Origin of the sequence: Thermotoga sp. SG1 (assembly GCF_002865985.1) — a bacterium.
In the GTDB taxonomy this organism is placed as follows: Bacteria; Thermotogota; Thermotogae; order Thermotogales; family Thermotogaceae; genus Thermotoga.
This window is the reverse complement of the sequence record NZ_LNDD01000005.1, coordinates 228,676-245,229: the sequence shown is the minus strand read 5'-3', so window position 1 is coordinate 245,229 and position 16,554 is coordinate 228,676. Positions and strand designations below refer to the sequence as shown.

Genomic DNA, 16,554 nt, shown 5'->3' with positions numbered 1-16,554 from the left:
ATGAATCTTTCGACAGCGAAAACACTCGCGGGGATAGGGATGATCCTTGAGATCCTCGGGGCGATACCCATGGTTGGATGGATCTTCTCTCTTGTGGGACTCATTCTGTTTCTCATCGGCATCTATAACATTTCTCAGATGGTAAATGAGAAGAGAATATTCAACTACCTTCTGATTCCTGCTGTCCTGCTCTTGATCGTCTCTGTGGTTTTTTCCGTAGCTCTTTTTGGTGCCATCTTCGCAGGTGGGTTGTTCGCTGGTGGTGTTGCCATCGCAGGTTTTGTGACCGTTATCGTTCTTGGAATCATCGCCCTTGTTTATAGGGTGAAGGCTTACAGGATACTCGCTGAGACTCTGAAGGTTCCCATATTCAACACCGCTGCCTCTTTCTACAAGTGGGGTGCGATACTGCTGGTTGTTTTCGGAGTGGGGTTTATTCTCATGTTCGTTGGCGATATACTAGCGATCGTGGGATTCTTTTCGAATCCATCTTGATATCCTGAAAGCAGAGATGCTGGAGGGATAGTACTTGTACCTTGCGCGCTACAGATGGATGTTTGTGGTCTCTGCAATACTCATATTCATCGGTGTTGCCTTGGTTCAGATTCATTATCAAAAAAAGATAGAACGCTACCAGCTCAAGATCTTCCAGACGATCGTTCAAAGGTCTGTTGATCTTGTGTCGAGCGGATACTTTCAATGGACGGAGTTGAAAGAAGCAATAGAAGAAAACGATAAAGAATTCATCGAGGAAGCGTTCGAGGAGATCAAATCTCTCGATCCGTACATAAAGGAAATCAAGATCCTTGACGAAGTTCCTGACTTCGAGGAAGAGTACTACAGGATAGAATCCGATGGAGAAAGACTCTGGGCGCTGTTCAAGATATACGATAGCATGGGAGAAAAGATGATACCGGACAAAACCGCGTACGTGGAATGGGATATGGAGGGTGTTCTGAATTCGATAGGTGCTTCCGTGAAGTTTCAAAAAGGCGGAAAAAAGACGTTTTGGGGTTTGGAGTACACAAGCATCAGGAGTAACTGGTTTCCGATTTCTTTCTGGAGTTCGATCGGAGGAGTTATTTTGATCGTTATTCTGCACTCCATTTTTGTAAGATCTGTACTGAGACTTCACTACGAAACAGAAGGGCTTGAAAGACTGGTCTCCATCGTTGGAAAGAAAGATCATTACACGGCTATACATTCCAGGAATGTGGCAAAAATAGCATTTCTCATAGGAAAAAAGATGGGCCTTAAAAGAAAAGAACTGAAAACTCTTGAAATGGCAGGGTATTTGCACGATATAGGAAAGATCGCTGTCTCAGAACATGTATTGAACAAATCGGGAAAACTCAGTGATGAGGAATTCGAAATAATCAAGAAACATCCGGTTGTTGGAGCGGATATATTGAAGGAGTATTCTGAGCTGTCCCACGTTGTACCTGTCATTCTCTACCATCATGAAAGAACAGATGGTTCTGGTTATCCACTCGGGCTAAAAAATAGCGAGATACCTCTTCTTGCAAGAATCCTTGCGGTAGCCGACGTGTTCGACGCCCTCACCAGTGACAGACCCTACAGACCTGCCATGAAGCCAGAAGACGCTCTCTCACTCATTAAGAAAATGCCACTAGATCAGAAAATAGTGAAAATACTCGAAGAACACCTTTCGGAGTTCATCGATTTGAAACCTCAAAAGTAGCACCATTCCTTCCGCTTAAAAAGTCCAGGGGGGACTGCCCCCCTCTCACCACCTTCTCCAGCCCCAACCTCTTCTGTGTCTCCAAGCAAGACCCATTCTAAAACCTCTTCTCCACTTCCAGGGCCTTGTCCAGCTAAGAATGTATCTGCACCACCCAAGTCCTCTTCCGGTCATTGGTCCAAGTCCCATTGGACCTGTTCCATCAAGTCTTGGCATACCACTCACCTCCTGTTTTCAAGTTCTTTCAATCTTTCCTCAACGTATCTGAGTTCTTCTTCCAGAAATCTCTTGTAGTCCAGAAGCATCTCTTTTTCTTCCTCAGGGGTAGGTGTTACAGGAGGACATTCAAAGTAAAACCACCACGGGCCTCCAAAACTGAATCCTCCTCCCCATCCTCTTCTCCAGCCAAATCTTCTACCCCACCACATATCCTCACCTCCCATATATGTATTTTACATATATAGGATAAAAAGTCAAGTAGTTTTCGTGTACCAGCAACTCTCACTTCTGAGTTTCAGAAATCCTATCCCAGATTTCTCTTACAGTCTCATGGTGTTCTTTGAATATCTCAAACAGCTTGGGATGGAAGTGAGATGGATTGGTTTTTTGATCTCCTTCGAGTATCACCTTGACTGCTTCTTCGTGGGATAGCGCCTTTTTGTAGGGTCTTTCCGAGCGAAGAGCATCATAAACATCAACAAGTTTTACAATTTGGGCCTCTATTGGTATTTCATCGCCTTTCAATCCAAAAGGATATCCTGTTCCATTGTAATTTTCGTGGTGATACAAAGCGATGTTTCTTGCAATTTCCAGTTCTTTTCTACCAGAAAGGAGCTCTCCTCCCCAAATGGTGTGTTTCTTCATGATTTCCCACTCTTCAGGTGTGAGCGTTCCTTTTTTGTTCAGTATCTCTTTTGGAACTTTTATTTTTCCTATATCGTGAAGAGGTGAGTAAAGGTATATCTGGTGAACAAGATCTTTGGGAAGTTCCATCTTCTCTGCAAAGAATTTGGATAGTTCCTGGACTCGTTTAACATGACTTCCTGTGGGTTCATCAAAGCCTTCAACGATATCTGCGAGTTTGTAGGCGAAAAACTCGTACGCTTCAGCGAGCGCTTTGCTTTTTTCTCTTATTTCATGTGTCATTCTTTGAAGTTCTGAGTAGGAGGCTTCGAGTTCCTCATAAGACGCTTCGAGCTCTTCTCTCTGGGATTCTATAATCGTGATCATATCTGCTACATTGTCTACGAGTTGATCAATTTCAAAAATACTTGAAGATATACCAGAGGTGTCGAAGGTTCTCAAACGGAGGTACTCTTTCGCTGCTTTCGAAAATTCCTCGAGAGGCTCTCTCAACTCTCTGTCGAAAAACTTCATCGTTCTTCTCAGGATAGGTGTAACAAAAAGGAAAGCAAGACCTACTACATATCCAAAGTGAAGCAGGGAATTCCTTAGTAAAGTAAAAAGAGGTATTTGTACCACAAAAATCGTGTCATCGACTGTTTGTTTGAAGAAGGCAACCCAGAAGTTTTCTATCTTTACCCCAGCAACTGAAGATTTCACTTTGGGATCAACTCGAACATGGATGTTACCGTTTTGAAGAAGCATTGTGCCATCTTTTGACATCACATACATGCCAGGAAGTAAAAGATCTTTCATAACCTTTTCAGGAACGAAATCGATCGCAAGAACTCCCAGAAGGTTTCCATCTCTGTCAAAGATGGCCCTCGAAATACCGAACGTGACCACTCCAAGTATCCTGTGAGTAAAGGGCGGTGAGATAATGGAAGCATCAGGATTTTCAACAGCGGATTTATACCAGATTCTTTCCCTCGGATCGTAGTCGGAGGGAAAATTGTAGAGAGGATATATGTAATACTTCCCGTCTGGAATTGCAAAGATAGGGTAAGCTATATAATCACCAAAATGTTCACGAATCAATTTCAAAACTTCCAGAATATCTCCGGGGTTTTTGAAATCTTCAGGGTGATCCGCAAAGAAATTGAGAACATCCATGTAGTTGTCTATTGTTCGCTGCCATTCACTTGATATCATATCGATCTTTTCAAGCCAGGATTTTTTGTCGATGTGGTAGGTGATTGCAAATACAAGTATTGCCACGGCAATTGATATAATAAACACAAGCGAAATGTTCCTTTTGTAGATAAGGTCTCTTACGATCTCACTCAATCTTTTCTGCGACATTTTATCACCTCAATCTTTATCTTATCATGTAGCAGGGGGATAAATCTATGAAAATAGGTCTTATTCTTGAAGGGACGTATCCTTATGTAACTGGTGGGGTTTCAAGCTGGGTTCACACTCTAATAACCCATCTTCCAGAATTCGATTTTGAAATATACTACCTGAAGCCCGACAACAAAGATCGGAATGTTAAATACGAAGTACCGTCCAATGTGCTGGAAATCCACGAGTTGAACATTTTCGGGGATTTCCAACCAAAATCCTCCAGAAAAGTTGATTTTGAGCCTCTAGAAAAGATAATATCTGCAATCGTTTCAGGAAGAACGATTGAATCGATAATACCATTCGCTATAGAATTCATCGAAAAAAACGCAGGAAAAAGCATCAGAAAGATGTTGAAAACAAAAAGATTCTGGAACATCATGGTGAAAATCTACGAAAACTTCTTTTTCGAAAGAGGCTTCACCGAGTATTACTGGATGATAATGAACCTTTTTCTTCCCGTCATTAATGCCCTTCAATTCGTTCCAGAAAAGTGTGATCTTTACCATGTTCCGAGTACAGGTTATGCTTCTCTTGTTGGAATCAACGGAAAAGTGATGCACGATTCTCCTCTTTTAATAACAGAACACGGCATATATCACAAGGAAAGAGAAAGGGAAATCCTTCTTTCCTCATGGGTTCCTGACAGCTACAAACCAATGTGGGTACAATTCTTCAGGATTATAAGTATGATCGCTTATGAACTGTCAGATTTTCTGACAACACTTTCCAGAAAAAATCAGGCCTACCAGTTAAAACTTGGAGCAGATCCAGAAAAAATGATGGTAATACCGAATGCCATAGATGTTGACTCCTATTCATTCCCAAAAGAACCACACGAGGGTTTCATAGTTGGATTTGTTGGGCGCATCTCCAGAATTAAGGATCTGAAGACTGCGATCAGAGCTATCAGCCTGGCCAAAGAGATGATCGGTCCAAAAAAGAAACTGAAGTTTCTTGTCATAGGACCCGTGGATGAAGAAGATTACTTTGTAGAAATAAAAAGGCTGGTCAACGTTTTGTGGTTGGAAGACACCGTAGAGTTTCTGGGGCCGCAGAACGTGAAAGAGTACTATCCAAAAATGGATCTACTCCTTCTGAGCAGTGTATCAGAGGGGCAACCTCTTGTGATTCTCGAGGCTATGGCAGCTGGGCTTCCAATTGTTGCTACAGGCGTGGGATCATGCAGAGAAATGGTTTACGATAAAGATGGACAATGTGGTATCATCGTTCCACCGAAAGATCATTTTTCCATGGCAAAGGCCATAGTGAAGATTTGTGAGGATGATGATCTACGAAGGACATTCTCAAGGAACAGTCGTAGGGTAGTTCAAAAATACAGGCTCGATCGCATGATTGAGAGTTACAGAAAGATCTATCTTTCACTCATTGAGAAAAGAGTTCCTTCAATTTCTTGATTCCTTCAAAATCTTTTTGTTTCAAAAGTTCTATCATAAGCATTCTGTATATTAAAGGAGACTTCGTTTTTTCTAGACCTTCCCACAAAACAGATAAATCATTGTCAACCTTGTATTTCATTACGAAATACTTCTCGTCTTTTTCCATACTTCCGTTTCGAGTCAGGATCGATTCTTTGTAGTATCTTTCAACTTTTCCAGTCAAAAAGTCTGCTTCGAGATAATCCCGCACTTTTTCATAGAACCTTTTGCTTTCTTCAATAGTCTCTCCTGAGAAAAACTTTTCCACATCTTCAAAAGAACGATCCACCTTTTCCACACTTTCTGTTGCGTAAAGTACAACATCTGAATCGGAATCCTTCATCAACTTTCTGGAAGCTTTCATGAAGATTTCCAGAGAGGCCTCGTCCTTCTCCACGTCTTCTGATACTCTCAGAACCGTTTCACGCTTGGTGGTCTCGTCTCCAAAGAATAAACTCTCTTTCAGAGATTTGCTTGCAATTTTTCTGGTTGTTTCAACTGTTGTTGGTTCCTCCATGACTTCAAACGGTGGTCTCTTCTTCTTAATGGGAAGCAAAAGACCCAGGGGATAAGTCATAGCAGCTATCAGCACCTGTGATGGATCTCTGTTCACCAGAAAGTTCACGACCAGGTTCAAAAAGAAAATGACGAGCAGAAAATCGTTTTTTCCGTTGACCCACAAGCCAACGTTCAGAAGTCCTATAGAGAAGTTAATGAGATTCACAACTGACAAATTCGATCTCATCTACCTCACCTTCCAGACGCTTTTTGACAATGCCAAGTCCGATTTCATCACAGAGAGGAAGCAATATCCTTAAAGATACATCGTCTTCTTTTTCAGATATTTTCACAACCAAGTCGCTCTTTCTGAGGAGACTCAGGATTTTGCTGAGGCTTCTTTTGCTCAGTATCAAACAGATCTCTGTAAACGGAATGCCATACTGTACTTCAAGGTTTTTGAATTTTCTTTTTTCGTTCTCATAAAACTCTGGTGGAAAGGTTCCATCATTCAATCTGTACTTATCGTATTTGTGAAAATCCAATTTTCTCATCACCAGATATATCCAGTTTGCCAGAGATACTAAGTACTCTTCAACCGCTTCAAGTTCAAGTGTTTCTGTTTCTTCTACCGTTATCACACCAAGCATTTCTTCAGTGGTTCCTATTCTAACAGCAATCCATGGTTCATTCCGAGAAGAAACACTCTCTATCACATCAATTATCCTGCACGACCCGTTCTCCAAAGCATTTTCTATGACAATGGATTCTCCTTTTTTAAGCGAAAATCCAAGATCCGGCTTTCCTGTACCTGCTACAAACCTCAGAAAGCCTTCTTTGTATTCATAGATGAAAACTTTTTTCAAATTAAAAAACTCTGAAACTGTCTCAACAAATTTTTGAGAGAACTCCGCGAAATCATCTGTTGGAAGCTCTCTCAGTTTCACAAGAAGCGAACTGATCCCTGCTTCTTCATAAAACACCTTGAGTTCTAGTGAATTCAACATCTTTCGTAGATTTTGAATGGATTTGTTCAACTCAATCACATCGTTTTCTCTGTTTTTGAGATCAAGAGAAAGACGTTCTATTTCTCTTACTCTTCTCTCGTTTATCAATCCAAGAACGGTGGATACACCAACAATTATGGAATTTGCCAGTGCAAACCTTTCTGGGAAGACGAACCCCTGATCTTTCAGCATTAATGATAGGATTATGGAAAAAGCGTAAGCCAGTACACTGAATATGTGTACAACAAGATCGTATCTTACACTGAAGAAAAGAAGAGGAATCCAGTAAAAATTGAAGAAACTCTTTTCGAATACGTTCGTTTCGTACATGTAGTCAAAGAGAAAAATTATGGAGTATGCAACAAGAACTTCCAGAAACCAAAACTTTCTTCTTTTCCTCATCTTTTCCGTTCCCCCAATCTCCTAACTTCTATTTTGCTTTTCTCCAGTCCCAATGGCTGCTTTACATACTCTTCGTGAAGAAAATCCTTCGATTTAAAACGAAGGAAAAGATAAACAACTCCTGCTGAAAAGGAGATGAAAAAACTGAACCCAGGAAATCTTTCAATTGTCAAAGCAGAAAGCAAAGCATTCAACATTAATACCAGAGAGGCTCCCTCGAGTGCAACTCCGTAATACTCGAAATGAAGGACCACAACAAGAAGTGAGAGAAAAGATATATTCATACTCACACCCACACTGTGCCAATAGAAGATATCAACGAAATTCTCTGAAAGATTGAACCACTTCTTGATGGAATGTGCCAGAAAGAAACAAGAAACAAGTGCTGCAAGGTTCAGAGAAAGCATATTCAAAAAGGCTTGTTTCAGAGAAATAGAAAGCTTCATCATATTCTCTCTTATGGTTTTCAAGGGATGGTTGTTCACGATGGATATCATGAGGTTTTTATAGTCTCTTCTGAACACCGTTTCTATTGCGATGTTGAACACTGCAAGACTCGGTATAAAAAACAGAGCGGCAACAAACTTTGGTATATCGTACTCTGCGAACAGAAAGAATCCCGGTGATATTTCCTGACCCTTCATTTTCCAGATGGTGAAATTGTCGATCCAGATTGACAGATAGTAAAAGTAACCAACGAAGATCAACTGTGGATACTTCCTCGTCAGAGTTAGAAAACCAAATCCCACTCTTGTGGAATTTCTCAAGTAACTCAATACCAGGTAGTTGAGCGCAAATATTATCAAACCAATCCCTACATCCAGTACAAGAAGAAGTTTCTCTGGAAAATCTGTCTTCCAGTATCTGGCAAGAAAAATTGAAATTGAAAATCCAAGGATAAAGGACAGAGCAATCAGAGAACTTCTCTCAGTAACGGATGCAAACTGCATCTGTATCCACACAAGAGAAAAACCGATCAGTGCATAGCAAGAAAGAACCTTTTGCACAGTAGAATACTGATCGTTTACAACAAAAAATATCCATCCAATAACAAAAGACACCGCAAAAACAAAAAGAACCGCTCCGATGTAACTTTCGTAGATTCTTCTGAAATCCTTTCTGTAAATGCTGTCTGCCAGGAAGCGAGATATCAGAAAAGACATCCCACCTGATACTATCATGGAGAATATGAGAGAGTAAGTCAAAACACCGAGGAAAAACGGAGAAGGAGAAAACCATCTAGAAACCCAAACTATATAAAATAAGACAACAAGCCATGGTGCAAAGTATATGAAGATAGAGTAAAAGAACGCCAAAGCGTCCGCAAAAAGTGTATTTTTGGAAAAGATCAGATCAAAACTCTTTCCTGCCATTCAGCAATACCTCCATCTTTTTTTCATTCATCTCTATTACGCAAAGTCCACTTCTCTCATAAATCACTTTTCCACCCTGAATGGAAAAATCCCGATCACTTTTAAAGAAGAAATAGCGTGGAAGTTTTGCGTTCGAACCCAATATCACCGTTATTTTATCTTTATGATAAACGATAGTTGGCTTGTTTTCAAAATAATCTTTGAAGGTGCTGTACAGCTCTTCAGATGTCATATTCCTCAACCAGGGATAGGTCTCTTTCATTATACGAAAGAATTCTCTCAGTTGTTCGAGCATGTACTCCCAACTTCTCTTTTCTGGGTTTCTATCAGGACTCAAGACATCATCAGGATGAGTAAAATAATGGTAGGTTCCCATATTCAAAAGAGTGGATATAGTTTCAACAAGAAGCCTTTGAATAGGATAGTGTCCACTTGTAGTTCTTGGCAAAATCAGTACATCCCCGAAGATTTCATACTCACTTGTATCGTTTTCCAAAGAATAAACTGTTCCCACAATCTTTATTGAAGGAAAGATTTCTTTTAAAATCTTTATGCTTTCCTTATCGATCTCATTGTTGGGCGCCACAAGAAAAAAAGGAAAATACGATTTTGAAAGTTCACTTAGAAAATCTTTTAAAGCTTTGTAAGAGATTCGCAGTTCATCAGGATTCCAGTTCTTCTGTAGAGGGGGAAGATGATTGTATCCATGCAGACCTACGTCCACATCTTTCGCTTCTAGGAGTGTTTTTAATAAGTTGAGAGAGGTACTACTTCGCAGGAACTCAAGGAACCCACTGTACTCAGGCTTGTTGTTATAACTCGTTATCAAAGCAGTAAATGGTCTTATAGAATTCTCCTCGCACAGTTTTTTCATATCTTCCCACCAGATTCTGTAATAAAAAACTTCATCCGTTGTACCTGTTATATCGTTCCTGATCCCATAAGAAGGTAGGGGAAAATCGTCGAAGAATACAGAAAAGGTGTTCACAATGGGAGAGATTATCAGATTAGATGAGACGAGAAACTCGTTAAAAAGGACTCCTCTGGACCATTTTCCAAGAAGATCAGGCGGAAAATACACAAGGGTTCCTTTTCCCTTCCTCACCATCCAGGAAACAGGCGTCCCGTCTACCGTAATGAAAACTTTCGCTCCTTCAGGAGCAACTCTATAACTTAAATACTGATATCCTGCTTCGATGCTTTCTGGAATATAAAGGTGTTTTTTTTCAAGAACAAGATTTCCTGTTATCGAATGTGTCCCTTTTCCAAGAAAAATCACGCTTCCTCCGTTTTCAAGATAATTTTTTATATCTTCCCTTTCTAGAAGAGCATCGTCTGTTATCACAACAGCCTTATAGTAGGAAAGAGGATATTTGAGCGTTGTATCTACTTCAAAGAGAGCGTTCTCGAACATCCTTCTTACGTGAGAGTTCTCTTTCGAAAGAAAAACCCGATTTGTTCGGTTGTAGAGAAGAAGGTCATTCACTATCTTTCCCAAATCCATTACAGCGTTTCCTTTTTCATCAAAAGCGTGTTCAAAAACTGCCATTCCCCCATGCTCTCCATAGAAAATAACTGGATACTTACCGGTGTTCGTTATGGCGTACATCAAAACTCTTACAGTTGGTGAGAAAATAGAAAAACCATCGAAAGATTTCTTCGCTGGAAGTTCTACTTCTTTCAGAAGATATTCTTGATCAACTTCCAGATTCAAGACATCTTCCTGACGCCAGTTATATTCATAACGAACACCGATGAGATTCAACAAAGCGTTTATATCAACAAGACCTGGACCGTTTCCTGAAGGATCTTCGAAGGCTCCAAGATTGTTTATTACGAATATTTTTCCTCCACTCAACACGTATTCTGTCAGTTTTTTCAAATAGATCCTTGCATTTTTCATTTTAGAGGAATAATAACAAGTAACTACAAGATCGTACCCTGAAAGATCAGGAAATTTTTCTTCCACATCAACCAAATCGTAATCCTCGTACAAATATTTCAGAGCGGGGATAATATAGGATGAAAACACAGAGGCACCATATCCATCTTCGGAACCTTTGTAAAGAAGGAGAGTCTTAGAAAAGGCTAGACAGGAGAGTAAAAATAACATCAATAGAAGCATTTTTTTCATATGGATTCCTCCAGAGGTGGTTTTTATGAAGAGAAAATCACTCGTTTCTATAATAATAATAGCATTTATTATAACTTCATGTAGTTTGACTTTTCAAAATGAATGGGAAACTCCTTTCAAAAACTGGCTTTATCAACTTCAAAACGCCGATCCTTTTGAAATCGCCTCCTCGGGTTTTGAGCTCGCTGTCATAGATTACTCCAGAGACGGGAACGAAGAAGGTGAGTATTCTCCAGAGGAGATAAAGATCATGCTGGACGCAGGAGTCACTCCCGTTGCTTATCTAAATATAGGTCAGGCAGAGGACTACCGTTTTTACTGGAAAAACAATTGGTATGAAAACCCTCCCGAATGGCTTGGAGAAGAAGATCCTATGTGGGAAGGAAATTATTTTGTGAAGTACTGGGATCCAGAATGGAAGAAAATTATCTTTTCTTATATCGACAGGATACTTTCCCAAGGGTTCAAAGGTGTATATCTTGACAGAATCGACTCTTTTGAATACTGGTCATCAAAGGGACAGATTCCAAGAAGAGAAGCAGCCATTTGCATGATAGATTTCATAGAAAACATTGCGGAATACATCAGAAAAGAAAATCCTGATATTCTGATAATCCCGCAGAATGGTGAAAACATTCTCGAGTTCGACGATGGAAGATTGCTTTCTGTCGTTTCCGGCTGGAGTGTTGAAAATCTCTTTTATTTCAAAACCAACCCTCTCCCAGACAACGAAACTGAGAATAGAATACGCTACTTAGATACACTGAGATGGCATGGAAAATTCATTCTCTCTGTCGACTACGTGGACGATGGTAGCGATTCCTTAGAAAATCTAGAGCGCATTCTGGATTATTACAAAAAATGCCAGGAAAAAGGCTACATTCCCTATGCGGCTCGATCTGACCTGCTACTTGATGAGATAAATGTGATAGAAGGCATACAACCTGTAAAGTGATACCGGGGCGGTGGGAGTTGCCATGAGAATAGGTCTAATTGCTGAAGGTACTTACCCTTACGTTACAGGTGGTGTTTCAAGTTGGATACAAACTCTCATTTCTAATCTTCCAGAATTTGAATTTGAAATTTACCACCTACGCCCAGATTCGAAAAAAAGAGAGATCAGGTACAAAATTCCTAAGAATGTGATTCGTATACATGAGTTGAATATTTTTGGCGACTATGATCCTAATATACCTGAGGAAGCGGATTTTTCTATGCTTAGTTCCCTAACTGATGCAATTTTGAAAAGACAAAGTCTAAAAGAATTGGTTCTTATACTTGAAGATTTCATAAGGAAAAACGCTGGAAAATCTTTTTACAGATTATACTCCAGTAAAGAATTTTGGGAGATTGTAACCAAAACATATAAAAATTTCTTTAATCACAGAGGTTTTACTGAATATTATTGGATTGTTAGAAATCTAACTCTTCCCATTATAAACTCTTTGCAGTTTATTCCAGAAAAATGCGATATATTCCATGTTCCAAGTACAGGTTATGCTTCCCTTGTTGGAATTGTGGGGAAGTTTCTTTACAACACTCCACTGATAATAACGGAGCATGGAATTTACCACAGAGAAAGGGAAAGAGAAATAATTATTTCCAAATGGCTTCCTGAAGACTACAAGCCTATGTGGATTAATTTGTTCAGAGCAATCAGCATGTTGGCATATAATGTGTGTGATTCACTGACGACTCTTTTCAAAAAAAATCAACTTTTCCAGCTGGAGCTTGGGGCTAATCCAGAAAAAATGACAATAATACCCAATGGAGTTGATGTAGACAAATTTGATATACCCAAAGAAAAACATGAAGGATTCATAGTAGGCTTCGTAGGAAGAGTTACCAGAATAAAAGATGTGAAAACGGCTATAAGATCCATACGTATAGTAAAGGATGTCTTGAAAGATGAAAAGATAAAATTCCTAATAATTGGTCCAACTGATGAAGAACAGGATTATTATGAAGAATGTAAGAAATTAGCGAAGAATCTTTTTCTAGAAGATACAGTAGAATTCTTGGGGCCACAAAATGTAAGAGAATACTACCCTAAACTTGACGTGCTTCTTCTAAGTAGTGTATCGGAAGGGCAACCTCTTGTTATATTGGAAGCTATGGCAGCAGGAGTTCCTATTGTAGCAACTGACGTAGGGGCGTGTAAAGAAATAGTCTATGATGAAGAGGGACAGTGTGGAATTATCGTCCCACCTAAGAATCACATGATAATGGCAAAGGCTATATTAAAATTGTTTGAAGACAAAGAAATGAGAGAAGTATTTTCTGAAAATGCCAAAAAAAATGTTCGCAAGAAATACAGACTCGATCTTATGATACAAAATTATAAGAATCTTTATCTCCATTTGTTAAAGAACCGTCTAGCATTAAAAACTTGAGAACTTCGTAGTTCCTTTTCCTCAATATCTCTTTCAACAGCTGTTTATATAGTTCTTGGGATTTTGTTTTTAAAAATCCCTCTAAAAGTATAGAAATATCACCTTCAATTTCATAGAGAAGAGAGAAAAATTCTGGATGTAAAACTGTTGTTTTTTTCAATTTCTCAGTCAATGCTTTCTTAAGAATGTTCTTATAAAAGCTTCCTATATCCCCGTCTAAGAATCCTGATTTTATGTAATCTAAAACAACTTTTATATTCTTTTCGTTTAGATTTTCTACTAATTTGTCTAGTGATTCCTCAATTGTCCCAAAGTGTTCTTCTATTTTCTCAATCGCTTCTGATGCATACAATCCAACATCCGGATGTGAGTCAAGCACCATTTTACGGAGAATAGGGAGGACCTTATTTGATGATACTTTTCCGCTCTTGACATCTTCTGCAATTTGAAGAATTAGTTTTTTCTTTTCATTCGGAGTTCCAAACAAAGAAGTTCCTTTTAAAGGTAGTATTTCCAATCTTTTTTCTTCTAAAACTGGGAAGTCTTCCTCCATCTCTTGATCATAAATTTGAAAATCAATTTCCTTTTCCTTTGTAAAAATAACCAAGCCAAAAGGATATGTAACAAGCGCAATTAAAGCTTGAGAAAGGTCTTTATTTAAAGCAAAATGTATCACAATATTTATAATGAGAACCAAATCGAATACGTCGTTTTTTTTGTTTAACCACATTAAAAAATTGATAAAAGCTATGAAGAAATTGATTAAATTAACAATTCGAAAATTCAATCGTTCTTGAAACATGCTTCAATCTCTCCAATACTGAAATTTGCCCCACCTCGTCACAAAAAGGTAGAAGTATTTTTAAGAAAATTCTGTTGTTATAGATCTTAATCTTTGTTGCTAAATCTTCTGATCTGATGGCTTTCAAAACTTTATCTAATTCATGGTCATAGATTGAAATACAGATTTCTGAAAATGGAAGACTATATTTTGCGAAGAAATCCATCAAACGCCGCTTAATTTTATTATAAAAATCAACAGTATATGTTCCATCTGGTAGTCTGTGTTTTTCTGCATCCTTTTCGATTCTCTCCAATTTTGCAATGAACCAAACTGAAAGTGCCTTCAGATTTTTCTCTATGTTACTCAATTGAACAGGGTCTTCAAGTTCCTCCACAATGACAACTCCTAAGATTTCTTTTTCATCCCCGATCCTGACAGCCAGTATAGGCTCCTTTTCTAATTGAGAAAACTGGTTAAAAACTTCTAATATCGAACAGCTACCCTCTTCCAGTGCTTTCTTTACTACCAGCGATTGATCCTCTGAGATAGAAAATCCGAATGAAGGATTACCAATACTGGCAATTATTCTTAAGAAACCGTTTCTGTATAAATAGAAACTTGACTTTTTTATCTCCAAAAAAGCAGATACTTTTTCCAAAAAATTATACGCAAATTCTTTTAAATTTTCTGCAGGAATTTTCGATAACTCTAACATCAAAGCACTTATTCCTTCGTTTTCATAGATTAATTTTGTTTTTAATTTATCTACAACATCTTCAAGGTATTCAATATATTTTCTAAATGATTCTAGATTTACTTTTGATCTTTTCAAGCTTTCTTCTAAAAAATACATTTTAACAACGTGACTCCAGTACGACAAAGAAGAAACAAGTGCTGAAAATATTATGCAAAATTGTAGAAACATTTCTTCAAAATGATAAATCCTTTTTGAAATAAAAAATACAAATAGAGAATACATAAAGACATTCAAAATTTGGGCAAAAAATTGGTATCTTGTGATTAAAATTATTAATGGTACAATATATAGTTGCTCAATATATTGATGTTTAACAAACAAAGTGATGAAATAAACCAGCAAATAAATGATCAATACTTCGATCAAAGAATATATGTTTGCTTTCCTTTTTTCAGGGTCTCCAAGATATTCTTTCAACTTTTTCCAAACCATGTTGTTGAGAAGAGTAAATTTTGAATACCAAATCTTTTAGATTCATTTTTCTTAAAAGAAACACAGAACCACTAAAAAATGCCAATAAAAAACCTAAGCCTGGTGCCATTGATCTGCAAAATGCCGTCAAGATCAGATTTACAGAGAAAGAAATAAGGACTCCTATAAAAGCTTCTTTATAAAAATTGAAATACAGATGTATTGTCAGCATAAGCATAAAAATAACATTGAAGAGATGCCCAATAGCTCCTAATCTAAAAACTGTTATTGAAAACTTGGAGAGCCATTTATTCAAAAATTTGCTTGCTGATAAATCTAAAATAGCTATTGTAATAGCTACAAGCGTTGTCTCAAGAAGGATATGTTTCATAGAGGCTTGAATTTCTTCCAATCGAGCTTCTATCTGTTCTAATGTTTTATTGTTTTTTATAGCTGAGAAAAAAGATAGATACTTTTTTAGAAAGGTGGTCTCAATACCTAGACTAAATAGAACAATAGCTGGTGTAAAAGAAATAGCAGCTATAAAAAGCGGAAAATCGTAGTTAGGGGATATGATAATATTAGGAGCTACTTCTAATCCTTTTTTGAACCACATAATTATATTATCAATCCAGTAGGAAAAATAGTAAAAAAACGCTATTAACAGTAGTTCAGGATACTTTCGTGCATAATGAAGAAAGTCAAATTTCAGATGAGTTGAGATCCTTAAATGTTTTGTAATAATGCTATTCGCTATAAAGGTCAAGAAACCCATTGAAAATGAAATTATTACAAGCAAGTATTTTTCATTGATGATATTTCCAAAAATTTTAAAGAGTATTATCAATGACGAAAAGATAAATAATACAGGCAAAACAAGAGCATGTGTTTTTTCAATAGCCCCGACGAACAATAAAACAGTTTGCAAAACGGAAAAACTAACAAACAACCAAACAGCAAGTGTTTTGTATTGATATGCTCTGAAAAGTACATTTCCAACCATAAAAGATAACATAATCACAAAAACAATCGCTCCTGAATAGTTTTCGTAAATTTTTCGAGAGTCCTTTAGATACAAAAAGTCTGATATTGATCTTACCAAAATCATTGCAAACCCACTTAGAAGCATAGTTGAAAAAATGAATGAATATGACAAAATTCCAATTATAGAAAACGAAATGGAAACACCGAATTTTGATGCCAAAATTATGAGAACCAAAGGAATGAACCATAGAGAATTATTTTCGAAGAACGAAACGAGAAAAACCAGTGAAGTGCCTAAAAACGTGTCTCTAAAGAATGGAAATTTAAAAAAAATTCCAGCCACTTTATAATCACCCTTACGGCTTTTTGTGTGTTTTATCATAAGTCTCTGTATATTTTATCATAACAATTCTGAGAAAAATG

Annotated in this window: 15 protein-coding genes; 5 read left to right on the top strand and 10 right to left on the bottom strand. The window is 37.8% G+C overall.

Features of this window, described 5'->3' with window-relative positions:
- Positions 1-495, top strand: coding sequence for a DUF996 domain-containing protein (locus AS006_RS08925; RefSeq protein ID WP_101513995.1), 495 nt, complete (start codon positions 1-3; stop codon positions 493-495).
- Between the two features lie 34 nt (positions 496-529).
- Positions 530-1,702 (top strand): HD-GYP domain-containing protein, encoded by a 1,173-nt coding sequence (locus AS006_RS08920; protein WP_101513994.1) that lies wholly within the window; start codon positions 530-532, stop codon positions 1,700-1,702.
- A gap of 45 nt (positions 1,703-1,747) precedes the next feature.
- Here AS006_RS08920 and AS006_RS08915 read toward each other — a convergent pair whose 3' ends face one another.
- From AS006_RS08915 to AS006_RS08905, 3 genes are all read right to left on the bottom strand, one after another.
- A complete protein-coding gene (locus AS006_RS08915; RefSeq protein WP_101513993.1) occupies positions 1,748-1,918 on the bottom strand; it encodes a DUF5320 domain-containing protein in 171 nt (56 codons plus the stop codon).
- Positions 1,919-1,923: 5 nt separating this feature from the next.
- Complete coding sequence (locus tag AS006_RS08910; RefSeq protein ID WP_101513992.1) at positions 1,924-2,130, bottom strand: DUF5320 domain-containing protein; 207 nt, start codon at positions 2,128-2,130, stop codon at positions 1,924-1,926.
- A 73-nt stretch (positions 2,131-2,203) separates the two neighbouring features.
- Positions 2,204-3,907, bottom strand: a complete 1,704-nt coding sequence (locus AS006_RS08905) for an HD domain-containing phosphohydrolase (protein ID WP_101513991.1) — start codon at positions 3,905-3,907, stop codon at positions 2,204-2,206.
- A 47-nt stretch (positions 3,908-3,954) separates the two neighbouring features.
- Here AS006_RS08905 and pelF (AS006_RS08900) point away from each other — a divergent pair, with 47 nt between their 5' ends.
- Positions 3,955-5,367 carry a GT4 family glycosyltransferase PelF gene (gene pelF / locus AS006_RS08900; RefSeq protein WP_101513990.1) on the top strand — a complete coding sequence of 471 codons (1,413 nt, stop codon included), beginning with the start codon at positions 3,955-3,957 and terminating at the stop codon, positions 5,365-5,367.
- Here pelF (AS006_RS08900) and AS006_RS08895 read toward each other — a convergent pair.
- Genes AS006_RS08895 through AS006_RS08880 form a run of 4 tightly spaced genes read right to left on the bottom strand, consistent with a single transcriptional unit; the run spans position 5,336 to position 10,781 of the window.
- Positions 5,336-6,133, bottom strand: coding sequence for a hypothetical protein (locus tag AS006_RS08895; protein WP_101513989.1), 798 nt, complete (start codon positions 6,131-6,133; stop codon positions 5,336-5,338). The two genes, pelF (AS006_RS08900) and AS006_RS08895, sit on opposite strands and share 32 nt — an antisense overlap.
- Positions 6,099-7,295 (bottom strand): GAF domain-containing protein, encoded by a 1,197-nt coding sequence (locus tag AS006_RS08890; RefSeq protein ID WP_101513988.1) that lies wholly within the window; start codon positions 7,293-7,295, stop codon positions 6,099-6,101. The genes AS006_RS08895 and AS006_RS08890 overlap by 35 nt, the downstream gene beginning before the upstream one ends.
- On the bottom strand, positions 7,292-8,668 hold the full coding sequence (gene pelG / locus AS006_RS08885) for an exopolysaccharide Pel transporter PelG (protein WP_101513987.1): 1,377 nt from the start codon (positions 8,666-8,668) through the stop codon (positions 7,292-7,294). Before pelG (AS006_RS08885) ends, AS006_RS08890 begins: the two co-directional genes overlap by 4 nt.
- Positions 8,649-10,781 carry a DUF2194 domain-containing protein gene (locus AS006_RS08880; RefSeq protein ID WP_233185725.1) on the bottom strand — a complete coding sequence of 711 codons (2,133 nt, stop codon included), beginning with the start codon at positions 10,779-10,781 and terminating at the stop codon, positions 8,649-8,651. Before AS006_RS08880 ends, pelG (AS006_RS08885) begins: the two co-directional genes overlap by 20 nt.
- 46 nt (positions 10,782-10,827) lie before the next feature.
- Between AS006_RS08880 and AS006_RS08875 the strand changes: the two genes are divergently transcribed.
- Positions 10,828-11,757 (top strand): MJ1477/TM1410 family putative glycoside hydrolase, encoded by a 930-nt coding sequence (locus AS006_RS08875; protein ID WP_101513985.1) that lies wholly within the window; start codon positions 10,828-10,830, stop codon positions 11,755-11,757.
- A gap of 22 nt (positions 11,758-11,779) precedes the next feature.
- Entirely contained in the window at positions 11,780-13,195 is a 1,416-nt protein-coding gene (gene pelF, locus AS006_RS08870) for a GT4 family glycosyltransferase PelF (RefSeq protein WP_101513984.1), read from the top strand.
- On the opposite strand, the gene AS006_RS08865 is transcribed toward pelF (AS006_RS08870), so the two are convergent.
- The 3 genes from AS006_RS08865 to pelG (AS006_RS08855) all read right to left on the bottom strand — a co-directional run bounded on the left by AS006_RS08865 (position 13,128) and on the right by pelG (AS006_RS08855) (position 16,513).
- Positions 13,128-13,892, bottom strand: a complete 765-nt coding sequence (locus AS006_RS08865) for an alpha-amylase family glycosyl hydrolase (RefSeq protein WP_158241074.1) — start codon at positions 13,890-13,892, stop codon at positions 13,128-13,130. The two genes, pelF (AS006_RS08870) and AS006_RS08865, sit on opposite strands and share 68 nt — an antisense overlap.
- A gap of 70 nt (positions 13,893-13,962) precedes the next feature.
- Complete coding sequence (locus tag AS006_RS08860) at positions 13,963-15,153, bottom strand: hypothetical protein (RefSeq protein ID WP_145997383.1); 1,191 nt, start codon at positions 15,151-15,153, stop codon at positions 13,963-13,965.
- Entirely contained in the window at positions 15,128-16,513 is a 1,386-nt protein-coding gene (gene pelG / locus AS006_RS08855) for an exopolysaccharide Pel transporter PelG (protein WP_101513981.1), read from the bottom strand. The genes AS006_RS08860 and pelG (AS006_RS08855) overlap by 26 nt, the downstream gene beginning before the upstream one ends.
- Positions 16,514-16,554: the final 41 nt, after the last annotated feature.